The following is a 19,485-nucleotide window of genomic DNA, read 5'->3' on the forward strand; positions in this document are numbered from 1 at the left end:
GAAGGCTACGAATGCCTAAAGGGTGTGGATAAAAACATGAAAAGGGCGTAGCGATGTGGAAAATGAATATTTAAGTATAAAAGTATCGAGAGGATTATTTACAACCTGCCAGCGCCTTTCGGCGCTGTGTGCTTTCAGAAAAGGTTGAATCTACGCAATATTAGTGATAAAATAAACGCAAGCATAAATTTCTAACAAATCTTGGCTACATGTGCCGTCTAATTTCCATTCTCAATTCAGAAACTCTATGCTTACTATCCAACAAAGAAAGCAGGAGCGTCTGATTGGGAAGGCTGCTCCGCACACAAACAGAAAGGAGCAGCTTATGGCAGAAAAACTGCACGTAGTAAGGAATCAGAAGGATACGGTTTTCCGTATGCTATTTCGGGAAAAGAAGGAACTATTGGAGTTGTATAATGCACTCAATGATTCCGCGTATAACAGCCCTGAGGACCTGACAATCTGTACCCTGGAAAATGCAATTTATATGAATTTTAAGAATGACATCTCATTCCTGCTGGATTCCGAGATGAATCTGTACGAGCACCAGGGTTCGTATAATCCCAATATGCCGCTGAGAGATCTGGTATACATTGCCAAGCAGCTGGAAAAATATACGCGGGATGAAACCATATATTCTTCCACGCTGGTGAAAATTCCGGTGCCACGGTTCGTGGTATTTTACAACGGCACAGACGGGCAGCCGGAAAGGCAGATCCTGCGGCTGTCGGATGCTTTTGAAAAAGAGACGGCAGAACCGGAGCTGGAACTGAAGGTGCTCATGCTGAATATCAATTTCGGACACAATAAAGAGCTGATGGATAAATGCCGGACATTGAGGGAATACAGCCAGTATGTGGACCGGGTCAGAAAATATGCAAAGAGAATGCGGATTGAGGAAGCGGTTGAGCGGGCGGTAACGGAATGTACCAGAGAAGGCATTCTGGCAGATTTCCTGTCGTCACAGAGAGCGGAGGTGATAGCAGTGTCAATCTTTGAGTATAATGAAGAAAAGGAAATGAGAAAAATCCGCGCAAGCGAGTATAAGAACGGAAAAGTGGACGGAATAGAAGAAGGAATCATAGAAACCTGTAAAGATTTAGGTCTGAGCTTTGAGCAGACTGTTGAAAAACTGAAACTTCGGTTTAATATCAGCGAACAGGAGGCCCGTGAAAAGGTACGGCGCCTTTGGGACTCCAAATAAAATTTCAGGGCAGAACCGAGTTCCCCCGGTTCTGCCCTGCTTTTATACCATTATGTATTCCCACGCTTTTCTGCCGCTTATTTTCCGGCCAGCTTCAAAGCCAGGCAGTTCGTATATTCCGTAGGCAGCTTCTCCGGAAGCTTTACGGTCAGCACGCCGAAGCTCTGCACAAACTCCACTTCTCCGGCTCCCAGCAGCCGTACGCTCTCCACTTTTTCCTCCGGACATAAGGATTTGATGACCGCCGCCCTGTTATCCGGCGCCTGCATCATGAAGGCATACACCGTATCGTCCTTCCTGGTAAAACGGAAATCTGAAGAATTCCACTCCGCTCTTTCCTCACGGAAACCGTCAATCACCACGCGGGTGTCTCCTTCGCCAAATACGCGGAAAGGTCTTGTTCCATACACACCCTCTGCACATACTGCGAACCATTTTGCCAGCTCCTCCAGAACGAAACGCGCCTCCTCGTCGATGGTTCCGTCCGGACGCTGAAGTATATTCAAAAGCATAACGCCGTTCTTTGAAATGATATCCACAAGCATTTCAATAATCTGCGCAGGCCTTTTATAGACCTGTTTTGCATCATAGAACCAGTTTCCGATACAGGTATCCGTCTGCCACGGGTAAGGCTGTACGCCGGGCAGCTGGCTCTTCTCAATATCCAGCGTTCCCACACGGTATACGTCGGGCGTTCTGTTTTTCTGGGTGTATATTGCCTGGTTTTCACCATTCCTTGCGATGGAGTCATTATACAGATAAGACACTGCTTCCAGTCCCGGAGCATAGCCCTCTTCTTCGAAAGGCAGGCCGCTGTCCGAGTAAAGAAGCGCGGGATGGAATTTATCCACCAGTTCTTTCATGGTATCCAGCCAGTATTTCTGGAATTTCCGGTTCCCGGTCAGCCACTGGGCCATTTCTCCGGTATTCCCGGGCTGGATATGTTCCTGGTTTGCATGGTAAAAATCCTGATACTCCGGATCGTTACCATCATAAGGAACTCCTTTATAAGGGCCGTAGCTGTCAGAGCATTTATTTACATACCACCAGGAAAAGGAAGCTCCCAGATGCTCCGTCAGTCCGAAGGGCATCTGATATTTATCAGCCGCCGCCTTCCACAGGGAGCAGATATCCTTTCCCGGCCCGATATTGACGGAGTTAAAGCGATTAACCTGTGATTCATAATTGAAAAAATTATCATGGTGCATGGCCTGGGCCACAAAATACCTGGCGCCCGCCCGGTGATACAGCTCCATCAGCCCCTCCGGATCAAAGTTCTCCGCTTTCCAGAGTTTACAGATATCCTTGTATCCGAATTTGGACGGATGTCCGTAATGTCTGACATGATAATTATACTGCGGGCTCCCCTGGATATACATGTTTCTTGCATACCAGTCACCGCACATCGGCACGCTCTGCGGCCCCCAATGACTCCAGATACCGAATTTGGCATCCTGAAACCATTTCGGACATTCATGCGCCCTCAACGACTCAAATGTGGGCTGAAAATTTTCTGACATAATTAATCCTCCTCCTTGTTTTGCGGAGCAAAATGCGAGTCCCTCTGACGAGCAGAGGAGTTTCCTCCTTGTTTTTCAGAGGTATCTGTTTCGGAAAAGCCCTTTTCCCCTCCGAACCCCTCTCCCTCTGTATGTCTGTAATTATACCGTTATGCGCTATAATTTATTAGACAGGAAGATGACTATTTCAGTTACAAAATGTCGCAGTGCCGCAGTTTTTTGGCAGCATGCCGCACACATCCATCCTCCGAATCCCCTTTGCGGTTTTTCTTCGGATTTTGCCCTAAACCACTTTCCGGATCTCTTTGCAAAGCATCCTGGCTGCCGCAGGATTATTCATGATATACAGGCGGAGTTCTATGCTGTTTCTCCTGCTGTGCTGCTGTTTTCCAGTGTTTTTCCGGCGGACGCTTTCGCTCCTGTCCCCTTTGTAAAAAGAAGCGCTGCCGGAATCGCCGCAAAAGCGCCGGACAGCTTGGCAGCGAGCAGGGCCGGCAGCATTCCCGACGCTTCGCTCACCGTAAAGCCCAAATGGGCCGCCAGCATGGAGGCGGCGCTCACCAGGAAGGCCACATTGACTACTTTTCCTCTTTTATCCATATGTTTCAGCATCGTGATCGCCGGTATGGCGCTGACTATACCTACTAGAAAACCCGCCACGCTGATGCTGTTCATGCCGCATTTTTTACCCAGCCACAGGAGCGGCTGCTTCAGAAGCCTGGTCAATAGCTCCGCCATGGGAAGGCTTCCCAGCATTACGATGCCGATGGAAGCGACGACGGCCAGGGCATCCTCCAGAGGGGCCATGCCGGGTATGATGACAAGGCCCGTAAGGGAGGTCACCGCCGCAATCACCAGACCAATGGTAATAAGAATCTGAATCCCTGAGGCAAATATGGCGAAGCCCTTTATCATGGCGGCGGGCGCTTTTTTTAGTCCCAGCAGAAGGAGCAGGGAAAACACGAGCACAGGCAGGTTCTGATGGACAATCTCCAACAATGACAGGCCGCACACAAGGCCTCCCGCAACAAGGGAGACGGGCATGACCATCAGTCCGATCATGATTCCCTGCGCAAACAGCGGTTTGTCCTCTTTTTCCACAATTCCCATCCCCACCGGTATGGTAAACACAACGGTACAGCCAAAAACAGCGGCGATAACAATCCCCGCATACTGCCCCATCAGTGGATTTTGGGCTAAACTGCAGGCCAGCTGATAGCCGCCCATATCAATTGCCAGCAGGCCGCCAAACATAGCCGGGTCAACGCCCAGCAGGCCGAAGGCCGGTATGATGAGCCTGCCAAGCGTCTTCGCCAATACAGGCGCCAGGCAGATCATACCGGCCATGGAAAGGGCCATGGGCCCCAAAAAGAAAAAACCTTCCTCAAATTTCTTTCCGTAGCCCTTCGGGCTTCCGAAAATCCTGTCAATACCGCCGAGCACCACGCCCGCCGCCATGATCCACAGGATTACCTGGTTCATTGTGTTTCCTCCTCACTATGTACCTGTAATATACGCAGCTGTCCTTCCCTTACGATTGCATAAAGGCTTCAATTTCCACTACCGTTTTCGGAATATCGGCGGTAAGGACTTCGCAGCCGTCCTCCGTTACCAGGAGCGTATCTTCGATTCTGATGCCAATGCCCTCTTCCGGGAAATAGAGCCCGGGTTCCAGGGTAAACATCATATCCTTCTGCAGCAGGTTATCCGGATCCTCCCCTACATCATGGGTATACAGACCGATAAAATGCCCTGAGCCATGCAGATAATATTTGTCTATTTCCTCCGGTGCCGACAGGATGCCTGCCTTCACCAGTTCGTCAGCCATCACCCTTTTGCTGATCAGCTGCAGTTCATCCTTGCGCTGTTCATATCTCCGTCCCGGGCCTGTCCTTTATATTGATAATAATGGATACAGAAATTATTTTTCCCGGCAGAAATAATGGAAGGGAAGGCCGGCCCCTGCGGCCCGTGCTGTCCCAGCGCGTAGTCAAATTCCGCTTTGTACTGGTATTCATACATTCCGGGGCGGGAAGCCTTCATCATGGCAACGATTCCGTCCCTTGTAATCTTCTCCGCTTCCCGCATGTCCTCTATTTCACAGGCCTGCTTTATCGTCCTTAAGCTGCGGATAAGGACGTTCGCATTTTCAATCCGTAAATAAGGATATTCCAATTTTACTTTTTTTGCAAGCAAATGTACTGTGCAATCCCCCTCACATAATCCTGCCGGAAGCTTCTGCCGTCCCGGTATACCATAACCTGCAGGCTTTCCACACAGGGAATTCACCGTCTGCATCCCTGCCCGGACCAAATCCCCCATCTGGCTGTACTCTGCATTGGTAACCGGTTTTCCCGCCAGTATTTTATTCAGCACCATTCTGTCGGCCTGAATATCCTCCGAAAGGGGGAGCCCTCTTCCATTATCTCTGATCCGCACCCTTCCATCCTGCAACAGCATTATTTCCACTCTGGTGCAGAAACCCTCCGCCGCTTCTTCCAGCGATTTTCTCGTGGATATGGCAGTCCACATAGGCCAATATTTTTTCCTATTCAGCTTGTTCCATTTTGCTCACCTCACACTTTTATGCTATCATTAATGACGGGAACGTTCTTGACTTCATATATCGTATTTATGCCTGTGTGCCTCCGGCATTAATCATGGTATAATGAGGCGGATGTAACATCCGGTTAGCCCCGCCGCATACAACGGGCCATCATACTTGTAATGCTTTGAAAACACAGGGGTGTCCGTTTGGCCGCTGCACGCGGGAATCAGGCCGTTTCAAGTTTATGCGAAATGAGGAGACAGAAATTATGATCATCAGGACTGCACAAATTACTGATTTACCAGAAATAATGGCGGTATATGCACAGGCCAGAAAATACATGGCGGAAAACGGAAATGCCGCGCAATGGGGCGCAGCCTATCCGTCGGAGGAGCTTGTAAAAGAGGATATCCGTCTGGGGCAATGCTTTGTTGGCACGGACGACAAGGAGAAAATCCACTTTGTTTTCGCTTTAATTATCGGAGAGGATCCCACTTATCTGCGGATTGAACAGGGCGCATGGCTCAACAACTCACCTTATGGGACAATCCACAGGCTGGGCAGCGACGGTACGCGCAAGGGCTGCTTTGCGGAATGCCTGACCTTCTGCCTGAACCGTATTCCCAATCTTTGTGCGGATACGCACCGGAATAATCTGACCATGCAGCATTTGCTGGAAAAATACGGTTTCCGCAGATGCGGGATTATTTATGTAAAGGATGGGAGCGAACGTCTTGCCTATCAAAGGGAGCCAGGAAACAACTTAAATTGATTATATCAGAGGACAGGAAAAAAGGCAGCAGGGATTTCCTCCTGACCAGCCATTTGGTATTGCCGCTGCCGTTACTGCTTTCCTCCTGCCCTGGTTTCCGCCGCTCAGCCTTATCACAGAAACCACAAGGAGCAATCGAAATGGAACATAAAATCATATTAATTGAAGACGATGAAGAAATCAGAACTATGGTAAAGGACTATTTATCCGGAGAATTTATTGTATTCCCTTTTTGTGACGGAAAAACAGCTTTTCACAGTATCACGGATTATAATGAATATGCGCTTGCTCTCATAGATCTCATGCTGCCGGACATGAACGGCATGGAAATTATCAAAGCCATCCGGAAAGTCAGTACCATCCCAATTATCATAATCACTGCAAAAGATAACGATACCGACAAATCACTGGGATTAAACCTGGGAGCTGATGACTATGTTGTAAAGCCCTTCTCTCTTATCGAGCTTGCCGCCAGAATTAAAGCCAATATCAGGCGGTCCAGAACCTACCAGCCTTTACCGTGTGATATGGCTGTTAAAATTAAGGATTTGGAGATAGACCCGGTAAGCCATACCGTCAGGCGTCAGGGGATTCCCATTGATTTGACGCCAACGGAATTTGAACTATTACATTTACTGGGAACCCATCCGGGACAGGCATTTTCAAAAGAACGTCTATATGAACTCATTTGGAAGGAACCTTATTTTGGAAATGAAAATGTATTGAATACCCATATCAACCGACTGCGTTTAAAGCTGAAAAGAAGCCCGGACGATACTGCAACCTATATTAAAACTTTATGGGGAATAGGCTACAAAATGGAGGATAACTAAATGTGGATTTGTTTTGCCATGTTTTCGGCCATATTGATGCTTGTATTGATTTGTCAGCGGATACAGTACAAAAATCTGCAGAAAGATATTGGTTATATCAGTAAACGGCTGGCGTTGCTTTCCATTGCATCTGAAAACGGCTTCGTGCTTTGTCCAACCGACAACCTTTGTATAAAGGAACTGGGGACTGCCATTAACACATTGCTTCAGGACTTCTATACAAATAAGTCAAGTTTTGAGCAGGCCCAAAAAGTGATGTCACAGGTTCTGACGAATATTTCTCACGACATCCGTACTCCTCTCACTGTGCTCAAAGGGAACAGCGAAATGCTGGCTGACGAAACAGACGATTCAGCAGTACCGGAAAGCATTCACAGAATGGCTGTTAAGATTGACCGTAAAGCGGATGATTTAATAACGACAATCAATGATTATTTTACAATGTCCAAAATTGCTTCCGGCGATTTTCCATTAAAGCTGCAAAAAGAAAATATTTCCGGAATATGCCAGGATACAATTTTAGATTATTACGATATGCTTGAAAAGCAACAATTTGAAGTAGAAATACAGATACCTGAGAAACCGGTCTTTGCTGATACAGACAGGGACACCCTGCAGCGTATTTTAAAAAACCTGATAGATAACGCAATCCGGCATGGAGGTGTGGGAAAGTATATTGCCTTGCGCCTCATTGTCTCTAAAGAAAAATGCATCATTGAAATAGAGGATCACGGAAAAGGGATGCCGCCACAGCAGCAAAAAAAGATCTTCACAAGGAATTATACGACTGCCCCAAAGTCCTCAGGCAATGGCCTGGGGCTTGCGATATCAAACAACCTTTCCGCAAAGATTGGGGCACAATTACAGGTCCACAGCATACCGAATGAGAAAACAGTTTTCTCAGTTATCTTAAAAAGTTAGAAAAAAGTTAGATTTCAGGCAGAGAAAAGAGAGGTCTGTTTTGTATAATGACACCCATAAAGGAGGCATACAAAATGGATTATATTATGGAAACAGCAAGACTGCGAAAATCCTATAAGGGAAACGTGGTTGCAGACAATGTTAATATCCACATCCCCAAAGGAGCCATTTATGGTTTTGTCGGGCCAAACGGCGCGGGAAAAAGCACGGTAATGAAAATGATCCTGAACCTTATCCGGCCGGAGGCAGGTGAAGTTCACCTTTTTGGTGAAAAGGTTACTGATTCCAGCTGCGAAATTTTCAAAAGAGTGGGTTCCATCATTGAAAACCCGTACTTTTACGAGAAAATGACAGCCCGTCAAAACCTGGAGCTTCATTGCGAGTATATGGGCTTCCCAAATAAAGAACGGATTGATGAGGTCCTGCAAATGACTGACTTACAGAATACAGAGGGCAAGCAAATCCGCCATTACTCTTTAGGCATGAAACAGCGGCTGGCAATCGCAAGAGCTATTCTGGCGCGGCCGGAATTTTTGATTCTGGACGAACCAATCAACGCATTAGATCCCGAGGGCATCCGTGAAATGCGGACATTGTTCCGGCGGTTAAATCAGGAAGACGGCACGACCATTTTTATTTCCAGCCATATCCTGTCCGAGGTTGATTTAATTGCCGATACGATTGGAATTATCCGGCGCGGGAAGCTTTTGGCAGAATTGCCTATTGAGGAAATCCACAGGCATCAGACAGAATACCTCAGCCTGCAGGTTGACGATGTGAACCACACAGCCGCATTGCTTGAAAAAATGGGCCTTACAGGCTTCAGTGTATTGGATAAAGAATTTATCCGTATTTACGATTCCGATATTTCAGGTAAAGCACTTTCAAAAGCTCTCATAGAAAATGGTATTGGCCTGGAAAGCATAGGACGTAAACATGATACATTGGAAGATTATTTCTTCCAGCTTACAGAGGAGGAAAAATGATATGGCGCACCTGCTTAAGTTAGAATTGAAAAAGTTTGGAGTGATGCGAAATATTATATTCACTTTCGCCGCAATCCTTTTCAGCATTTTTTTCCTTACAGTGTCTTTAGTGGACAGCATGACGGATCCGCAACAGACAAAGGATTCCTTTGACAGCACATTTCTTGTAACCGGCCTCTTAATCATGATGATTTTTTTAGTTTATGCTTCGGTATTAACCGCCCATACAGTGATAGCGGAGTATAATCAGAAAACGATTACTATCATGTTCTCTTATCCAGTTAACCGCAGACAGCTGATTGCCGCTAAACTAATCCTCATCATGGTATATACCGCACTCTCTATGGCTGCTGCGTATCTGTGCTGCTGCGGATATATTATTGCGGCGGATAAAGCCTTTGATATGCTTGACGGTACATTTCAGCCCGTATTTCTTCAAACCTGGATACCCTCCGCTGCTATCAGCATTATTATCTGTACGGTATTATCCTTGTGGCCGTTTATCATCGGGATGGTTCGTAAATCAGTCCCCGCGGCAATCATTACATCGCTTTTGACAATCTTTTTACGGCAGCTGATGATTTCAAAAAATTCAACCTACCAGGAATCGCTGCTTCAAGTTTGTCTGGTGACCGGGATTACCGCAGTATTTACTTTCCATGCGTTTAAAAAGAATGTTCCGCAAATCTACTGACAAAAATATGCGGATTGTATCTGCCATGCACAATTCCCCTCCCCGCCCAATACAATATAGAAACAGGAAAAATACAGGAGCAGGCTATGGCGATCACTTCTCTGGACATTCTCAACCTGTCCCATTCCCTGAAGGATGTATGTGAGGTAAACTGCAAAACCCCGGAATGTCTTTCGCAGACCCTGCAGGTTCTGCTGGAATACAACCTGATCCAGGCCAATCTGGAATTCAGCCGGCAGTTGGGCTGCCCCAATACACCGCAGGCCGCCCCATCCCCCGCTGCCCGGCAGGAGCTTCGCAGGGAAAGAAGCGTTGCGGAATTTACAGCCTTTGACTAAACTATATCAGTAGATCCCACGGATTCCCAGATCCGAATCCAGTGTGTTCATATTATAAAGAATCAGTACATCCGTAATGCCCGGGTGCTCTTTGATAAAGGCGGACGGACCCTGCTTGTAATACTGGTGTCAAACACATAGATTTTTTTATAATGATGGGCCAGAAACGGCACCATGGAATTGGCATAGCTGTCCTTGATCAGCGCCAGCTCCCGGTCTGAGCCCGCCGTTTCATTGGTCAGCCCCTCTTCGTTCGGCTCCGTTTCATCTCCCTCCGGGAAAATACGGGTACAGGAAATACTCAGCCGGTAGGTTTTAAATCCCATCTCGCCAAAGAGCCGGATGTCCTCCCGGAAGTGATGATACATGTCAACCGCTTCCGCCGCAGGATACCTGTGGGAGCCGTCCCTGGCAAGCATAATCTTTTGGAAATCCCATATCGCCACCTCCGCTCTCTTATTTTAACACCTTCAGCAGCACATCGCCCTGCGCCACATGCTCTGCGGCAGTTTCCACCACCTCAAGATAGTCGTCTGAATTAGTTATCAGCACGGGCGTTTCCAGGCAATATCCTTTTCCCTCGATAAACGCCATGTCAAAGCTCACCAGAAGCTGTCCTTTTTCACCCGGTCTCCCTGTGCAACCCTGGCCTGAAAACCTTCCCCATTCAGCTGGACGGTATCCAGACCGATATGGATCAGGAGCTCCACGCCCTCGTCCGTCGAAAAACCAATGGCATGCAGCGTCGGGAAAAGTACGGAAACCACGCCGTCAGCAGGCGCATACACATTCCCCTCCTCCGGCCAAATCCCAACACCTTTTCCCAGCACACCGGACGCAAAGGCATCATCCTTCAGCGTTTCCAGCTTCAGCACCCTTCCTCTGAGCGGACTGTAAAGCTGCGTCTGATGAAGCAGGGCGGCCCGTGTCTCCGCCTTTTCAGGTACTGTCTCAGATGCTCCCTCAGCTTCCACCGATCCGCCTTCCGCTTTACGATCTCCTGTCGCCGTTTCTTCTGCCGTTTTCTTATCATCCTTATAAAAAATCATAGTTGCCGCAAAAACAATCACCATAGTAATCGCCACACCTGCCAGGGCCACAATCAGATTTCCCATCCCGCCGTCAGGCTCAATCATGGCCGGGAATTCAAAAATCCCCATGCCGCCCATCATAAATTTACGGAAATTAAAGGCCCCATAAAAACCGCCGCCGATACAGCCGGCAATACAGCTGATAATAAACGGCTTTTTTAACGGAAGGAGAATTCCGTAAATGGCAGGCTCGGTCACCCCGAAAATACCGGAAATAAAATTAGGCAGCGCCATTTCCTTCAGCTGTCTGTTCTTTGTTTTGAAAAAGATTGCAAGAACCACCGCCGATGTAGCAAAGGTACATGCAAAAAAGGGCATCATTACATTGTCATAGCCGTTGGTCATAATGTTATTGATATACACCGGAATAACCCCCCAGTGAAGTCCGAAAATAACAAGAATCTGCCAGGTCAGCCCAACCAGCGCGCCGGCCAGCATCGGGCTGAAGTTACGCACCGTCATAACCCCCTGGGCAATCAGCGTGGAACCAAAGGTTGCCAGCGGCCCAATCAACAGGAAGCCTGCCGGAATGCTCACCAACAGCGTAAGCATCGGCACAAAGAAAAATTTTACCAGATCAGGAATAAATTTATTAAAGAATTTTTCACATTTGGAAGCAAAATAAACTACAAAAAGACGATAGAGGTATGGACATGATCAATCAGGGATATGTACAGCATGTCGCTGAGCTTTTTACCCAGCTGTTCCCTGGCACGGGAAATTATTTCTTCCCCGATGGCAATGTGTTCCATGGGAATATCCTGTACCAGCGCCTGAAATTTGCTGTTGGCCTCCGAACCGGAAAGGAAGAAGGTCTTATCGATTATTTCATCGGGAATCAGTTCACCAACCTTCTTTTTGAAGCAGATTCCTCTTCCCATTACGACTTTTTCCCGGCCATTTTCATCCAGCACCACCGCCACATTATTGTTGAGAATCTTGTATATCTGCATATCCCCATCCTCCTGACAGTTCTGAAGTTTTGAATACAAAAAAACCTACATACACAAATAAATCCGGAAACACCTGCTTCCAAACATATTTCTGTATATAGGTTTAGCATGCTTTCACAATCGCTATCCTGTTCTGAAATTCAGCTTAGCACGATAAAAAGCGGAAGTCAATCTCCTTTTGGGAAACGATTCCGCTTTCTCTTTTTTTTACAAAACAGAAGCAGTAATTTTGTTCATTTTCCCTATTAAATCAAACTACAGATACCGCTGTGAAATCAATCTTCCGCATATACTGCAGCACATTTGTGGCAGAAAACCATTTGCGCTGTCAGAAGTCTTTGCAGCGGTTATTCCTGTCCAATAAGAATTTCTGCTACCTGCAAATCAGTTCTGGCAGGAGCTTCTGTCAGCAGATCTGTAATCCTTTTTACATAAACCGGATCCAGCTCCATGACTTCCGCAATCTTTTGTACATCAAGTCCTTTTTCTGCCTTTTTCCGGATGATAGCTACTATTTCTGCTTTTCCTTCCGCCTTGCCTTCTGCCTTGCCTCTCTCAATCCCATCATTAAACAGCATCGTCCCTAACTTAGTCATCGCAATCCGCTCCTTTACTTTACTCAAATCTTCCACACCTAAAAACTTATCCGCAAGTGTATACAATACTGCATACATTTTTTCAAGTTCGGTTTCCGTCACGAAAGCTCTGGAACCTTGCAGCAGTTCAATGCTTCTGATAATCCTGTCCCCGATATTCAGCCGGCCTGACATGAGCGGGGTTAAAAGCAAAGGTACCAGGTCCTCTTTTCCCAACGGTTCCCCTTGCTTCTGTTTTTTCTCCAGCCCAGAAATTAAACTGTCTGCATTTTTATCCTTCAGACGTATAATATTTACCTGGTAAACATTGATTCCTTCCGCCAGTCTGTTCATTAATTTCCTGACATTTGAGGAACAGATTACATATGTAATCACTGCCACCTGGAATGTGCGGCTTGTAGCCGCTTCATATTCCCGGAAACGTCTCAGATCTTCCCTTGTGACGGAATCACTTTCAAACTCCAGATGTATCCACGTTCCTCCCGAAGTAATATAATTGAAATCCTGGTACATCTGCCTTGCCTCAAGCCTGATATTTTCGGTAGGCGCCGCATATCTTACCTCCGCCGTTATTCCCAATAAGGGCAGCAGTTCCTCTCCAAAGTACTGGGCGGCTGTTTTCAAAGCCAGGTCCTCGTGGTTGATTTCCTGTACCTCCGTCTGTTCCCGCGCCCTGGCCTTTGCTTTTCCCCCGGTTTGTTCCCTTTTTTCCGGGCTTTTCTTTGTCTCTGTCTGTTTACCTTTTTCTTTCTGTTCGTGTTTATCCACACGGCCTCCTGTTCCGTAAGCCATGTGCAGATGCCTGTCTTCCATACAATTATAGCTGAAAATCCGTCACCGGGCAACCGTATCTTACTATCTGATGTATCTTATTATCTGATTCATAATGCTTAACTAAAAATTAGTTGAAAGTGTTGTCCGATCCGGACAGATTATATGAGATATTTTATGAATTGGTAAATGAAAACTAATTGCGGCTGACAGACTCTTACACATGCCCGGCCGCCGGTGTTTTTAAATAATACCATATATGCCGTTTTATTTAAAGCGGTTTTCAGATATATTATTAGACGGGATTATATTCCACATGGGTGTAAATAATTGTTTCGTTTATCTCCCTTGCCATAGTAGTTTCTATCCATTCCGCATAGGGAGGTAAAATCACGATTCAAGCTTAGGAAGTGTGGCAATACTTCAAAAAAATGACTTATTGGGAAGTATCCTCAAACTCTTTTTTACAAATAATTATTTATGGATTTGCAAATAATTTGAAAAGTAAACAACAGGATTTATCAAAGTCTGTTGATTTTCTCCTTGAAAATGCGGGAGATGTAATTAAATATCGGCTTCATAAAGAAATTTTAAAAGATTTAAGCAAAACAGAGGAAGAAAACCTGTTTGAAAAGGTAATGCAAACAACTAATTTCAAACTTGTTAAAAGTTATGTAAAACCAAATGGATATATTGGCATAGGTATGCATACCGGAAACAATAAAGAATTACAGCTAAAAGAAGGTGAAGCAGCAGCAAGATTGTTGTCAAGCTATGCTTGGATATGGTGACGATACAGAAGTTAAAAAATATCAGAATGCAGCTTTACAAGCATTCGCTGATGTTTTAAAAATAGAGAAGCTATCCGACATCACAAAAACCAATCAAAGAAAAGGGAAATATTGCTATCCATACATAGAAGAAAGCACATTTTTACCCTCTGTCTATCATTTAGTCGGGCTTGCTTATACGCAAAACTGGAGAACGCCCGGGAATATTGAATTGTTAGCTGCTGCAATAAACCATCGAGACAGTATTCTGCCTGCAGATAACAATTTGCAGGTAAAAGTTAAAAATAATTACTATTCCGTCGGATTGCTTTTTAGACCAATTAAAATATTTTCCATTGATAATATTGACTTTATTCTTTATCGCAGAGTTTTAACCGAAATTGCTATGCTGGGTGTTGGTACAAAAGTGAAAGGGATACGGGAGAGTATGAATAATTTAGAAGAAACGCTTTCAAAAGATGGCATTTTGAAATGGGAACTATCTTCTTATCAGAAACAACAATTAAGAACTTACCGGATTCCATCGGCATATTGCGATATTGGGCTTGAAGAAGATTATAATAAACCACATGCGTTGGAGTGTGATTTAACATTTTGGGCTTTGCAATTTTTACACATTATCAATCATACAAAATGAGCATAACCTGCGTGTAAAACAGCAGAGTAACCAGAATTCGTATTATGATGATATGTTTCTCATTGAGTACGAATTTGATAAAATTCTAAATTCAGAAGAAATGGAAATTATATATTTAATATATGTTTTGGAATATTCTTCTGATATAGCAAAAAATCAACATAAAACCAGACAGGCAATTAATCAGAAAAAACATGCATTAAATAAATTACGAGAATCTATGCACAAAACTCTTTATCTATAACTTAAATTTTTCACTTGAATAAGTGCCTGTGCACCCTGAAAATTTAATAATAACTGACATAAAAAACATAGCTACAATTCTACCCATATTCTACTTCCGGGGGATATTATTATTTCTGTTATAAGGTTACAATTATAGTAATTCTTCAGCAGGCCAGTTTGTAAATGCCGGCAGCGGCTGCAGGAGTTCACAGCATGTAGCAATCAATTTTCATTCGTGGTGATATCTGCGTAGGCAGACATATCCGTTTGGATAGACTTTACCAGCCGTACAGGAATTAATCAATTACAAATTACGCCATCAATACACGGAGGTAACACAATGGACCAGTCAGCTATCGGAAAATATATCTATCAAAAAAGGAAAGCGAAAAACCTGACACAAACACAGCTTGCGGAAAAGCTTGGCGTTTCCAACAAGACCATCTCCAAATGGGAAAATGGCAAATGCATGCCGGATTACAGCATTATAGAAAATTTATGCAACACGCTGGGAATTACGATATCCGAATTCATAGATGCCGAAGACGCTGCTGATGACAGTATTCGTATGTACGATGAAAAGCAAATTACGGATCTGCTCAGAAGAACTCAGGAGCTTGAGAATCAAAAAGCGACCATGTACGGCATGTTCCTTATCGTAATTGGTATCGCCATGCTGCTGATGTCCCACACTGTCGGCGGTTCCAATATGAAAGATTTTATGTCAGGCGTTCTTTTTGGGATTTCTGTCGGTGAAATACTGGTTGGCGTATATTGTATCGGCAGAAGCTTTCTCAGAAAATGAAGTTCTGGAAATACCGCTGTCCAAAAATTTTCCAACAGCAACGCCAGACAATTTGACCGGCCGGAACAATTATAATAAGGTTCCGGCAGGTCAGATACCGCCAGTCAGTCAGATAAAACCTGCCGCTGTTGTCATTAACGGCATATACATTGATATACATAGGGAGGATATACATTGGAGCCTGTTAAAAAGCCATCTCCCTGAAAGTCCCCGCCATCCCGGCCACCAGATCCCACTGGCGCTCCATATACGATTTCAGCCCCGCAGCACTTTCCCTGTAAACGTCACAGACACCCCGGGGATCCTCAAAATGCGCCGCAACCGCATTTGCCGCCAGGAATCCGCTTTCCATTCCGGCCGAGATCCCTTCTCCCATGGGATTGAGGAAGCCTGCCGCCTCTCCGGCAAACAGCACACGCCCCATGCCAAAATCAATCCGGCAGCCGGGCCGGACATGGGGCATCAGCCACTTTTCTTCCTTCGTCTGCCTGTTGATCCGCAGGTTATGCCGTTCCCGCATGTAACCAAGAAACCGGTCATAAAACAAGGGAATGCGCGCCGGATCCTTCACCGATACACCCAAGACAAGAAGATTGTCCTTCACATTAAACCACGCATCATATTCTGACAGCTCCGGCTGCAGATAAGCATAGAAATAATGAGGATCAAGTTCAATTGTGCCTTCATTGAAGGTCTGGTAGGTGGTTATATATTCCAGTGTTTCCTTTCGCAGCCTGCGCCAGACCGCCCCCACAACACCTTCACAGTCCAGCACATAAGCTGCTTTCTCCACGAAGGTTTCCTTCCCCTGCAGGGTAACCTCCACAAAACCATCCTTCTCTTCACAGGCAACCACCGTAGTGCAGTCTCTCACCTGCGCGCCGCTTTCCCCTGCCTTTTCCGCCAGCCAGTTATCAAAGGAGCTGCGCCACACATTCAGCCCCTCCTGTGCAAACCGGTACTCCCTGCCGCAGTCATTCGTAAAAATCATTCCTCTGTTCTCCGCCGGCTCACAAGTCACCGACAGGGGTGCGTCTTCTCCAAAATAAAGCTTCACCAAATCCATGGATTTTTTAATCAATACACCGGAACAGGATTTATATCTGGGCAGCGCGCATTTTTCCGCAAGCAAAACCCGAAGGCCCCTGTCCGCCAGGATTTTAGCAGCCGTGCTGCCCGCCGGCCCTGCCCCAATAACCAATACGTCATACATAATCATTCTCCCTTGTAACTGCTCATTGCCTTTACAGTTACCTTCCTTTTTCTTTTTTTCTTTTGTTCTTTTTTTGTTCTTCTTTTCCGCATCTTTCCCCGCCCCGCCATCCAAATCGCCAATGCCTCCTCCACTGTAAACCGTTTCTTCCTGTCCTGTCAATAACCGATTCCAAAACATTGCAATATCCATTTGACAGGCCTGCTCCCCAGATATTAAGATAGAAGCAAATCAGCCTCCATCACCGCCGGAAGGCAGAAAGAAAACAGGTGCTTCTTTATGAATGCTAAAATCCTACTGGCAGATGACGAAAAGGATATTCTTGATCTTCTTGAAAATGTACTGCGAAAGGACGGTTTCCAGTCCATACAGAGGGCGGAAACCGGAATGGGCGCGCTGAAGGCCTGCCGGGAATTCCAGCCGGATGTGGTCATTCTGTACATCATGCTGCCGGATATTGACGGCCTGGAGGTGTGCAGGAAAATCCGTGAATTTTCCTACTGCTCCATTCTCTTTTTATCCTCCAGAAATGATGATATCGATAAAATCCTCGGTCTTTCCTGCGGCGGTGACGATTATATTACAAAGCCCTTCAGCCCCCGGGAGGTCGTATTCCGTGTCAAGGCGCAGCTGCGGAGGCAGCAGTACCAGAAAACATCGCCGGACGGAAATGCCCCCCTGCTGAAAGCCGGCTCTCTCACCCTGGATCCGGAAAGCGGACGGGCCTATAAAAACGGGAAAGAAATCAGCCTGACCGGACGGGAATTCCTGCTGCTGTCCTATCTGATGGAAAATACGGATAAAATCATCAGCAAGGAACACCTTTACGAACAGGTTTGGGGCGAATACAGCAGCATCTGTGATAACACCATCATGGTACACATCCGCCATCTTCGGGAAAAAATTGAGGATAATCCCTCCTCCCCCAGACAGCTCATTACCATAAAAGGGCTTGGCTATAAGCTGAAAAAAGAGGCTTGAATCATGAAAAAATCCGGTTACCGCACTGTCTTTCATATTTATCTGATTTTCCTCCTGGGCCTGCTTGGCGCCTTTCTTGCCTCTGCCTGTTTCTTTTTTCTGCTGATTACTGTCAGGAAGCCGGACGGTTCCCTTGCAAAAAGCGACTGGCCGAAGCTCATGACGGAAAGCTTCCGGGAAGAAATCCTTTTCCTTGACGGGAAGCCACAGCTGTCACAAACAGGCCGCGAGCTGCTCCAGATGGAAAAAACAGGCCTGCAGCTGCTGGATGCCTCCGGCCGCGAGCTGTTATCCTGGCAGAAGCCTGAAGAAGCCCAAACGGGCTACTCGGCTGCACAGCTCCTGCGCATCGTAAGCAGCGGACATCTGGAAGGCAGGCAGGAATCCTCCTTTGCCGCAGTTTTCACAAAGGATGGGCAGAAGTACACCTGCCTGCTTCATTTTCCGGTGAAAATCTCGGAAAATACCATGTATCTTAACGGCGAACGTTTCTCTGGCGGAAAAAATGTCCTTTTGCCCATTGCTGCCGTCCTGCTTGTTCTCATCTCCTTTTTTGCTATCCTGTATGGCTTCAGGCTTACCCGCACCGTAAAGCAGCTGGTTATTTCCGTTGATGAAATCGCCGGGCGCTGCTATCTGCCCGTCCGGAGCACCGGGGCTTTCCGCGACCTGTGCGAAAGCCTGAACCGGCTGGACGCTGAACTCCGGGAAGGGGATCAGCTGCGAAGGGATACGGACAGAATGCGGGAGGAGTGGATCACCAACATCACCCACGATCTCAAAACACCCCTCTCCCCTATCCGGGGCTATGCGGAGCTTCTTTTGGAAAATGGAGTCCCTGAGGAGGGCTCCTGCCGGCAGTATGCCGCTGTCATGCTGAAAAATACCGCCTATATGGAAACACTCATCGACGACCTGAAGCTCACCTATCAGCTGGATAACCGCATGCTTCCCATCCACCGCAGCAGGCAGGATATCGTCCGTTTCCTGAAGGAGCTTGCCATCGATATCCTGAACACACCGGAATACGAAAACCGCACGATCCATTTTCTAAGTGACGATGCGCCCATCCTGTTTCCGTTTGACCCTACCCTCTTAACAAGAGCCTTCCGTAACCTGATCATCAATGCTTTTGTCCATGGAAATGAAAACACCGAAGTCACAATACTGGCCGCCGTTACGGATTCCGTGCTCCAAATCGCCGTTGCCGACAACGGAAGGGGAATCCCTCCGGAGGATGCGGCACATCTCTTTGACCGCTATTACCGCGGCCAGGATACCGGCCGGAAACCGGAGGGTACCGGCCTTGGCCTGGCCATCGTAAAAGGTATTGCCGAGCTTCATGGAGGCAGTATCAGCGTTTTCTCCCTGCAGCACCAGACCTCCAGGCTCCTCTACGGTTCCCCCGGCGCCAAACCGGTTTTGCTCAACATCCCTGCGGACAGCAGAACCCTGTTCCAGATAGACTTTCCTTTAATTAAGGTTAATTAAGGTTCCCTGAAAATCCCCTTAAGGCTGACAGCGTATCATATACCTATGGTAGCTGCCAGCCTTATTTTGCATATGTGCAAGCAACGCAGTACCATAAAAATCAAATTCAGAGGAG

Annotated in this window: 19 protein-coding genes and 2 pseudogenes; 12 read left to right on the forward strand and 9 right to left on the reverse strand. The window is 46.5% G+C overall.

Going from position 1 to position 19,485, the window contains the following annotated elements; genetic code table 11:
* Positions 1-325: 325 nt before the first annotated feature.
* Positions 326-1,204 carry a hypothetical protein gene (locus FYJ45_RS18580; RefSeq protein ID WP_154466502.1) on the forward strand — a complete coding sequence of 293 codons (879 nt, stop codon included), beginning with the start codon at positions 326-328 and terminating at the stop codon, positions 1,202-1,204.
* Positions 1,205-1,281: 77 nt separating this feature from the next.
* Here the strand turns inward: FYJ45_RS18580 and FYJ45_RS18585 are convergent, their stop codons facing one another.
* From FYJ45_RS18585 to FYJ45_RS18600, 4 genes are all read right to left on the reverse strand, one after another.
* Entirely contained in the window at positions 1,282-2,724 is a 1,443-nt protein-coding gene (locus FYJ45_RS18585; protein ID WP_154466504.1) for an alpha-L-fucosidase, read from the reverse strand.
* A 357-nt stretch (positions 2,725-3,081) separates the two neighbouring features.
* A complete protein-coding gene (locus FYJ45_RS18590) occupies positions 3,082-4,206 on the reverse strand; it encodes an ethanolamine utilization protein EutH (RefSeq protein WP_154466506.1) in 1,125 nt (374 codons plus the stop codon).
* A 49-nt stretch (positions 4,207-4,255) separates the two neighbouring features.
* Positions 4,256-4,552, reverse strand: a complete 297-nt coding sequence (locus FYJ45_RS18595) for a M24 family metallopeptidase (RefSeq protein ID WP_154466508.1) — start codon at positions 4,550-4,552, stop codon at positions 4,256-4,258.
* A 14-nt stretch (positions 4,553-4,566) separates the two neighbouring features.
* Positions 4,567-5,256 (reverse strand): M24 family metallopeptidase, encoded by a 690-nt coding sequence (locus tag FYJ45_RS18600; protein WP_154466510.1) that lies wholly within the window; start codon positions 5,254-5,256, stop codon positions 4,567-4,569.
* Positions 5,257-5,540: 284 nt separating this feature from the next.
* Between FYJ45_RS18600 and FYJ45_RS18605 the strand changes: the two genes are divergently transcribed.
* From FYJ45_RS18605 to FYJ45_RS18630, 6 genes are all read left to right on the forward strand, one after another.
* The gene (locus FYJ45_RS18605) at positions 5,541-6,044 is read left to right on the forward strand and encodes a GNAT family N-acetyltransferase (protein WP_154466512.1); all 504 of its coding nucleotides are present in this window, start codon (positions 5,541-5,543) and stop codon (positions 6,042-6,044) included.
* Positions 6,045-6,184: 140 nt separating this feature from the next.
* Complete coding sequence (locus FYJ45_RS18610; protein ID WP_154466514.1) at positions 6,185-6,877, forward strand: response regulator transcription factor; 693 nt, start codon at positions 6,185-6,187, stop codon at positions 6,875-6,877.
* The gene (locus FYJ45_RS18615; protein WP_154466516.1) at positions 6,878-7,798 is read left to right on the forward strand and encodes a sensor histidine kinase; all 921 of its coding nucleotides are present in this window, start codon (positions 6,878-6,880) and stop codon (positions 7,796-7,798) included.
* A gap of 74 nt (positions 7,799-7,872) precedes the next feature.
* Positions 7,873-8,784, forward strand: a complete 912-nt coding sequence (locus tag FYJ45_RS18620) for an ABC transporter ATP-binding protein (RefSeq protein ID WP_154466518.1) — start codon at positions 7,873-7,875, stop codon at positions 8,782-8,784.
* Position 8,785: 1 nt separating this feature from the next.
* Entirely contained in the window at positions 8,786-9,478 is a 693-nt protein-coding gene (locus FYJ45_RS18625) for an ABC transporter permease (RefSeq protein WP_154466520.1), read from the forward strand.
* 86 nt (positions 9,479-9,564) lie between these two features.
* Complete coding sequence (locus tag FYJ45_RS18630) at positions 9,565-9,816, forward strand: hypothetical protein (protein WP_154466522.1); 252 nt, start codon at positions 9,565-9,567, stop codon at positions 9,814-9,816.
* Between the two features lie 239 nt (positions 9,817-10,055).
* Here the strand turns inward: FYJ45_RS18630 and FYJ45_RS32770 are convergent.
* The 4 genes and pseudogenes from FYJ45_RS32770 to FYJ45_RS18645 form a co-directional block, all read right to left on the reverse strand.
* Positions 10,056-10,235, reverse strand: a pseudogene (locus FYJ45_RS32770) (family 1 glycosylhydrolase); the annotation flags it as partial.
* 37 nt (positions 10,236-10,272) lie between these two features.
* Positions 10,273-11,543, reverse strand: a pseudogene (locus FYJ45_RS18640) (glucose PTS transporter subunit IIA); the annotation flags it as partial.
* Positions 11,534-11,860: a CAT RNA binding domain-containing protein gene (locus FYJ45_RS30830; RefSeq protein ID WP_235930883.1), complete on the reverse strand. Its 327-nt coding sequence runs from the start codon at positions 11,858-11,860 to the stop codon at positions 11,534-11,536. The gene FYJ45_RS30830 and the pseudogene FYJ45_RS18640, both read right to left, overlap by 10 nt.
* Before the next feature lie 347 nt (positions 11,861-12,207).
* The gene (locus tag FYJ45_RS18645) at positions 12,208-13,224 is read right to left on the reverse strand and encodes a hypothetical protein (RefSeq protein WP_276893380.1); all 1,017 of its coding nucleotides are present in this window, start codon (positions 13,222-13,224) and stop codon (positions 12,208-12,210) included.
* 434 nt (positions 13,225-13,658) lie between these two features.
* Between FYJ45_RS18645 and FYJ45_RS18650 the strand changes: the two genes are divergently transcribed.
* The 3 genes from FYJ45_RS18650 (at position 13,659) to FYJ45_RS18660 (ending at position 15,685) form a co-directional block, all read left to right on the forward strand.
* Positions 13,659-14,018, forward strand: coding sequence for a hypothetical protein (locus tag FYJ45_RS18650; protein ID WP_154466524.1), 360 nt, complete (start codon positions 13,659-13,661; stop codon positions 14,016-14,018).
* Complete coding sequence (locus tag FYJ45_RS18655; RefSeq protein WP_154466526.1) at positions 14,002-14,655, forward strand: hypothetical protein; 654 nt, start codon at positions 14,002-14,004, stop codon at positions 14,653-14,655. Before FYJ45_RS18650 ends, FYJ45_RS18655 begins: the two co-directional genes overlap by 17 nt.
* Positions 14,656-15,220: 565 nt before the next feature.
* Positions 15,221-15,685 carry a helix-turn-helix domain-containing protein gene (locus FYJ45_RS18660; protein WP_154466528.1) on the forward strand — a complete coding sequence of 155 codons (465 nt, stop codon included), beginning with the start codon at positions 15,221-15,223 and terminating at the stop codon, positions 15,683-15,685.
* Positions 15,686-15,869: 184 nt separating this feature from the next.
* Here the strand turns inward: FYJ45_RS18660 and FYJ45_RS18665 are convergent, their stop codons facing one another.
* On the reverse strand, positions 15,870-17,090 hold the full coding sequence (locus FYJ45_RS18665) for an NAD(P)/FAD-dependent oxidoreductase (RefSeq protein ID WP_320620554.1): 1,221 nt from the start codon (positions 17,088-17,090) through the stop codon (positions 15,870-15,872).
* Positions 17,091-17,177: 87 nt separating this feature from the next.
* Here FYJ45_RS18665 and FYJ45_RS18670 point away from each other — a divergent pair, with 87 nt between their 5' ends.
* Together FYJ45_RS18670 and FYJ45_RS18675 are read left to right on the forward strand one after the other, a co-directional pair.
* Positions 17,178-17,879 (forward strand): response regulator transcription factor, encoded by a 702-nt coding sequence (locus tag FYJ45_RS18670; RefSeq protein ID WP_154466530.1) that lies wholly within the window; start codon positions 17,178-17,180, stop codon positions 17,877-17,879.
* Positions 17,880-17,882: 3 nt separating this feature from the next.
* Positions 17,883-19,370 carry a sensor histidine kinase gene (locus tag FYJ45_RS18675; RefSeq protein ID WP_154466532.1) on the forward strand — a complete coding sequence of 496 codons (1,488 nt, stop codon included), beginning with the start codon at positions 17,883-17,885 and terminating at the stop codon, positions 19,368-19,370.
* Positions 19,371-19,485 lie beyond the last annotated feature (115 nt).

Source organism: Eisenbergiella porci, assembly GCF_009696275.1.
Classification (GTDB): Bacteria; Bacillota; Clostridia; order Lachnospirales; family Lachnospiraceae; genus Eisenbergiella; species Eisenbergiella porci.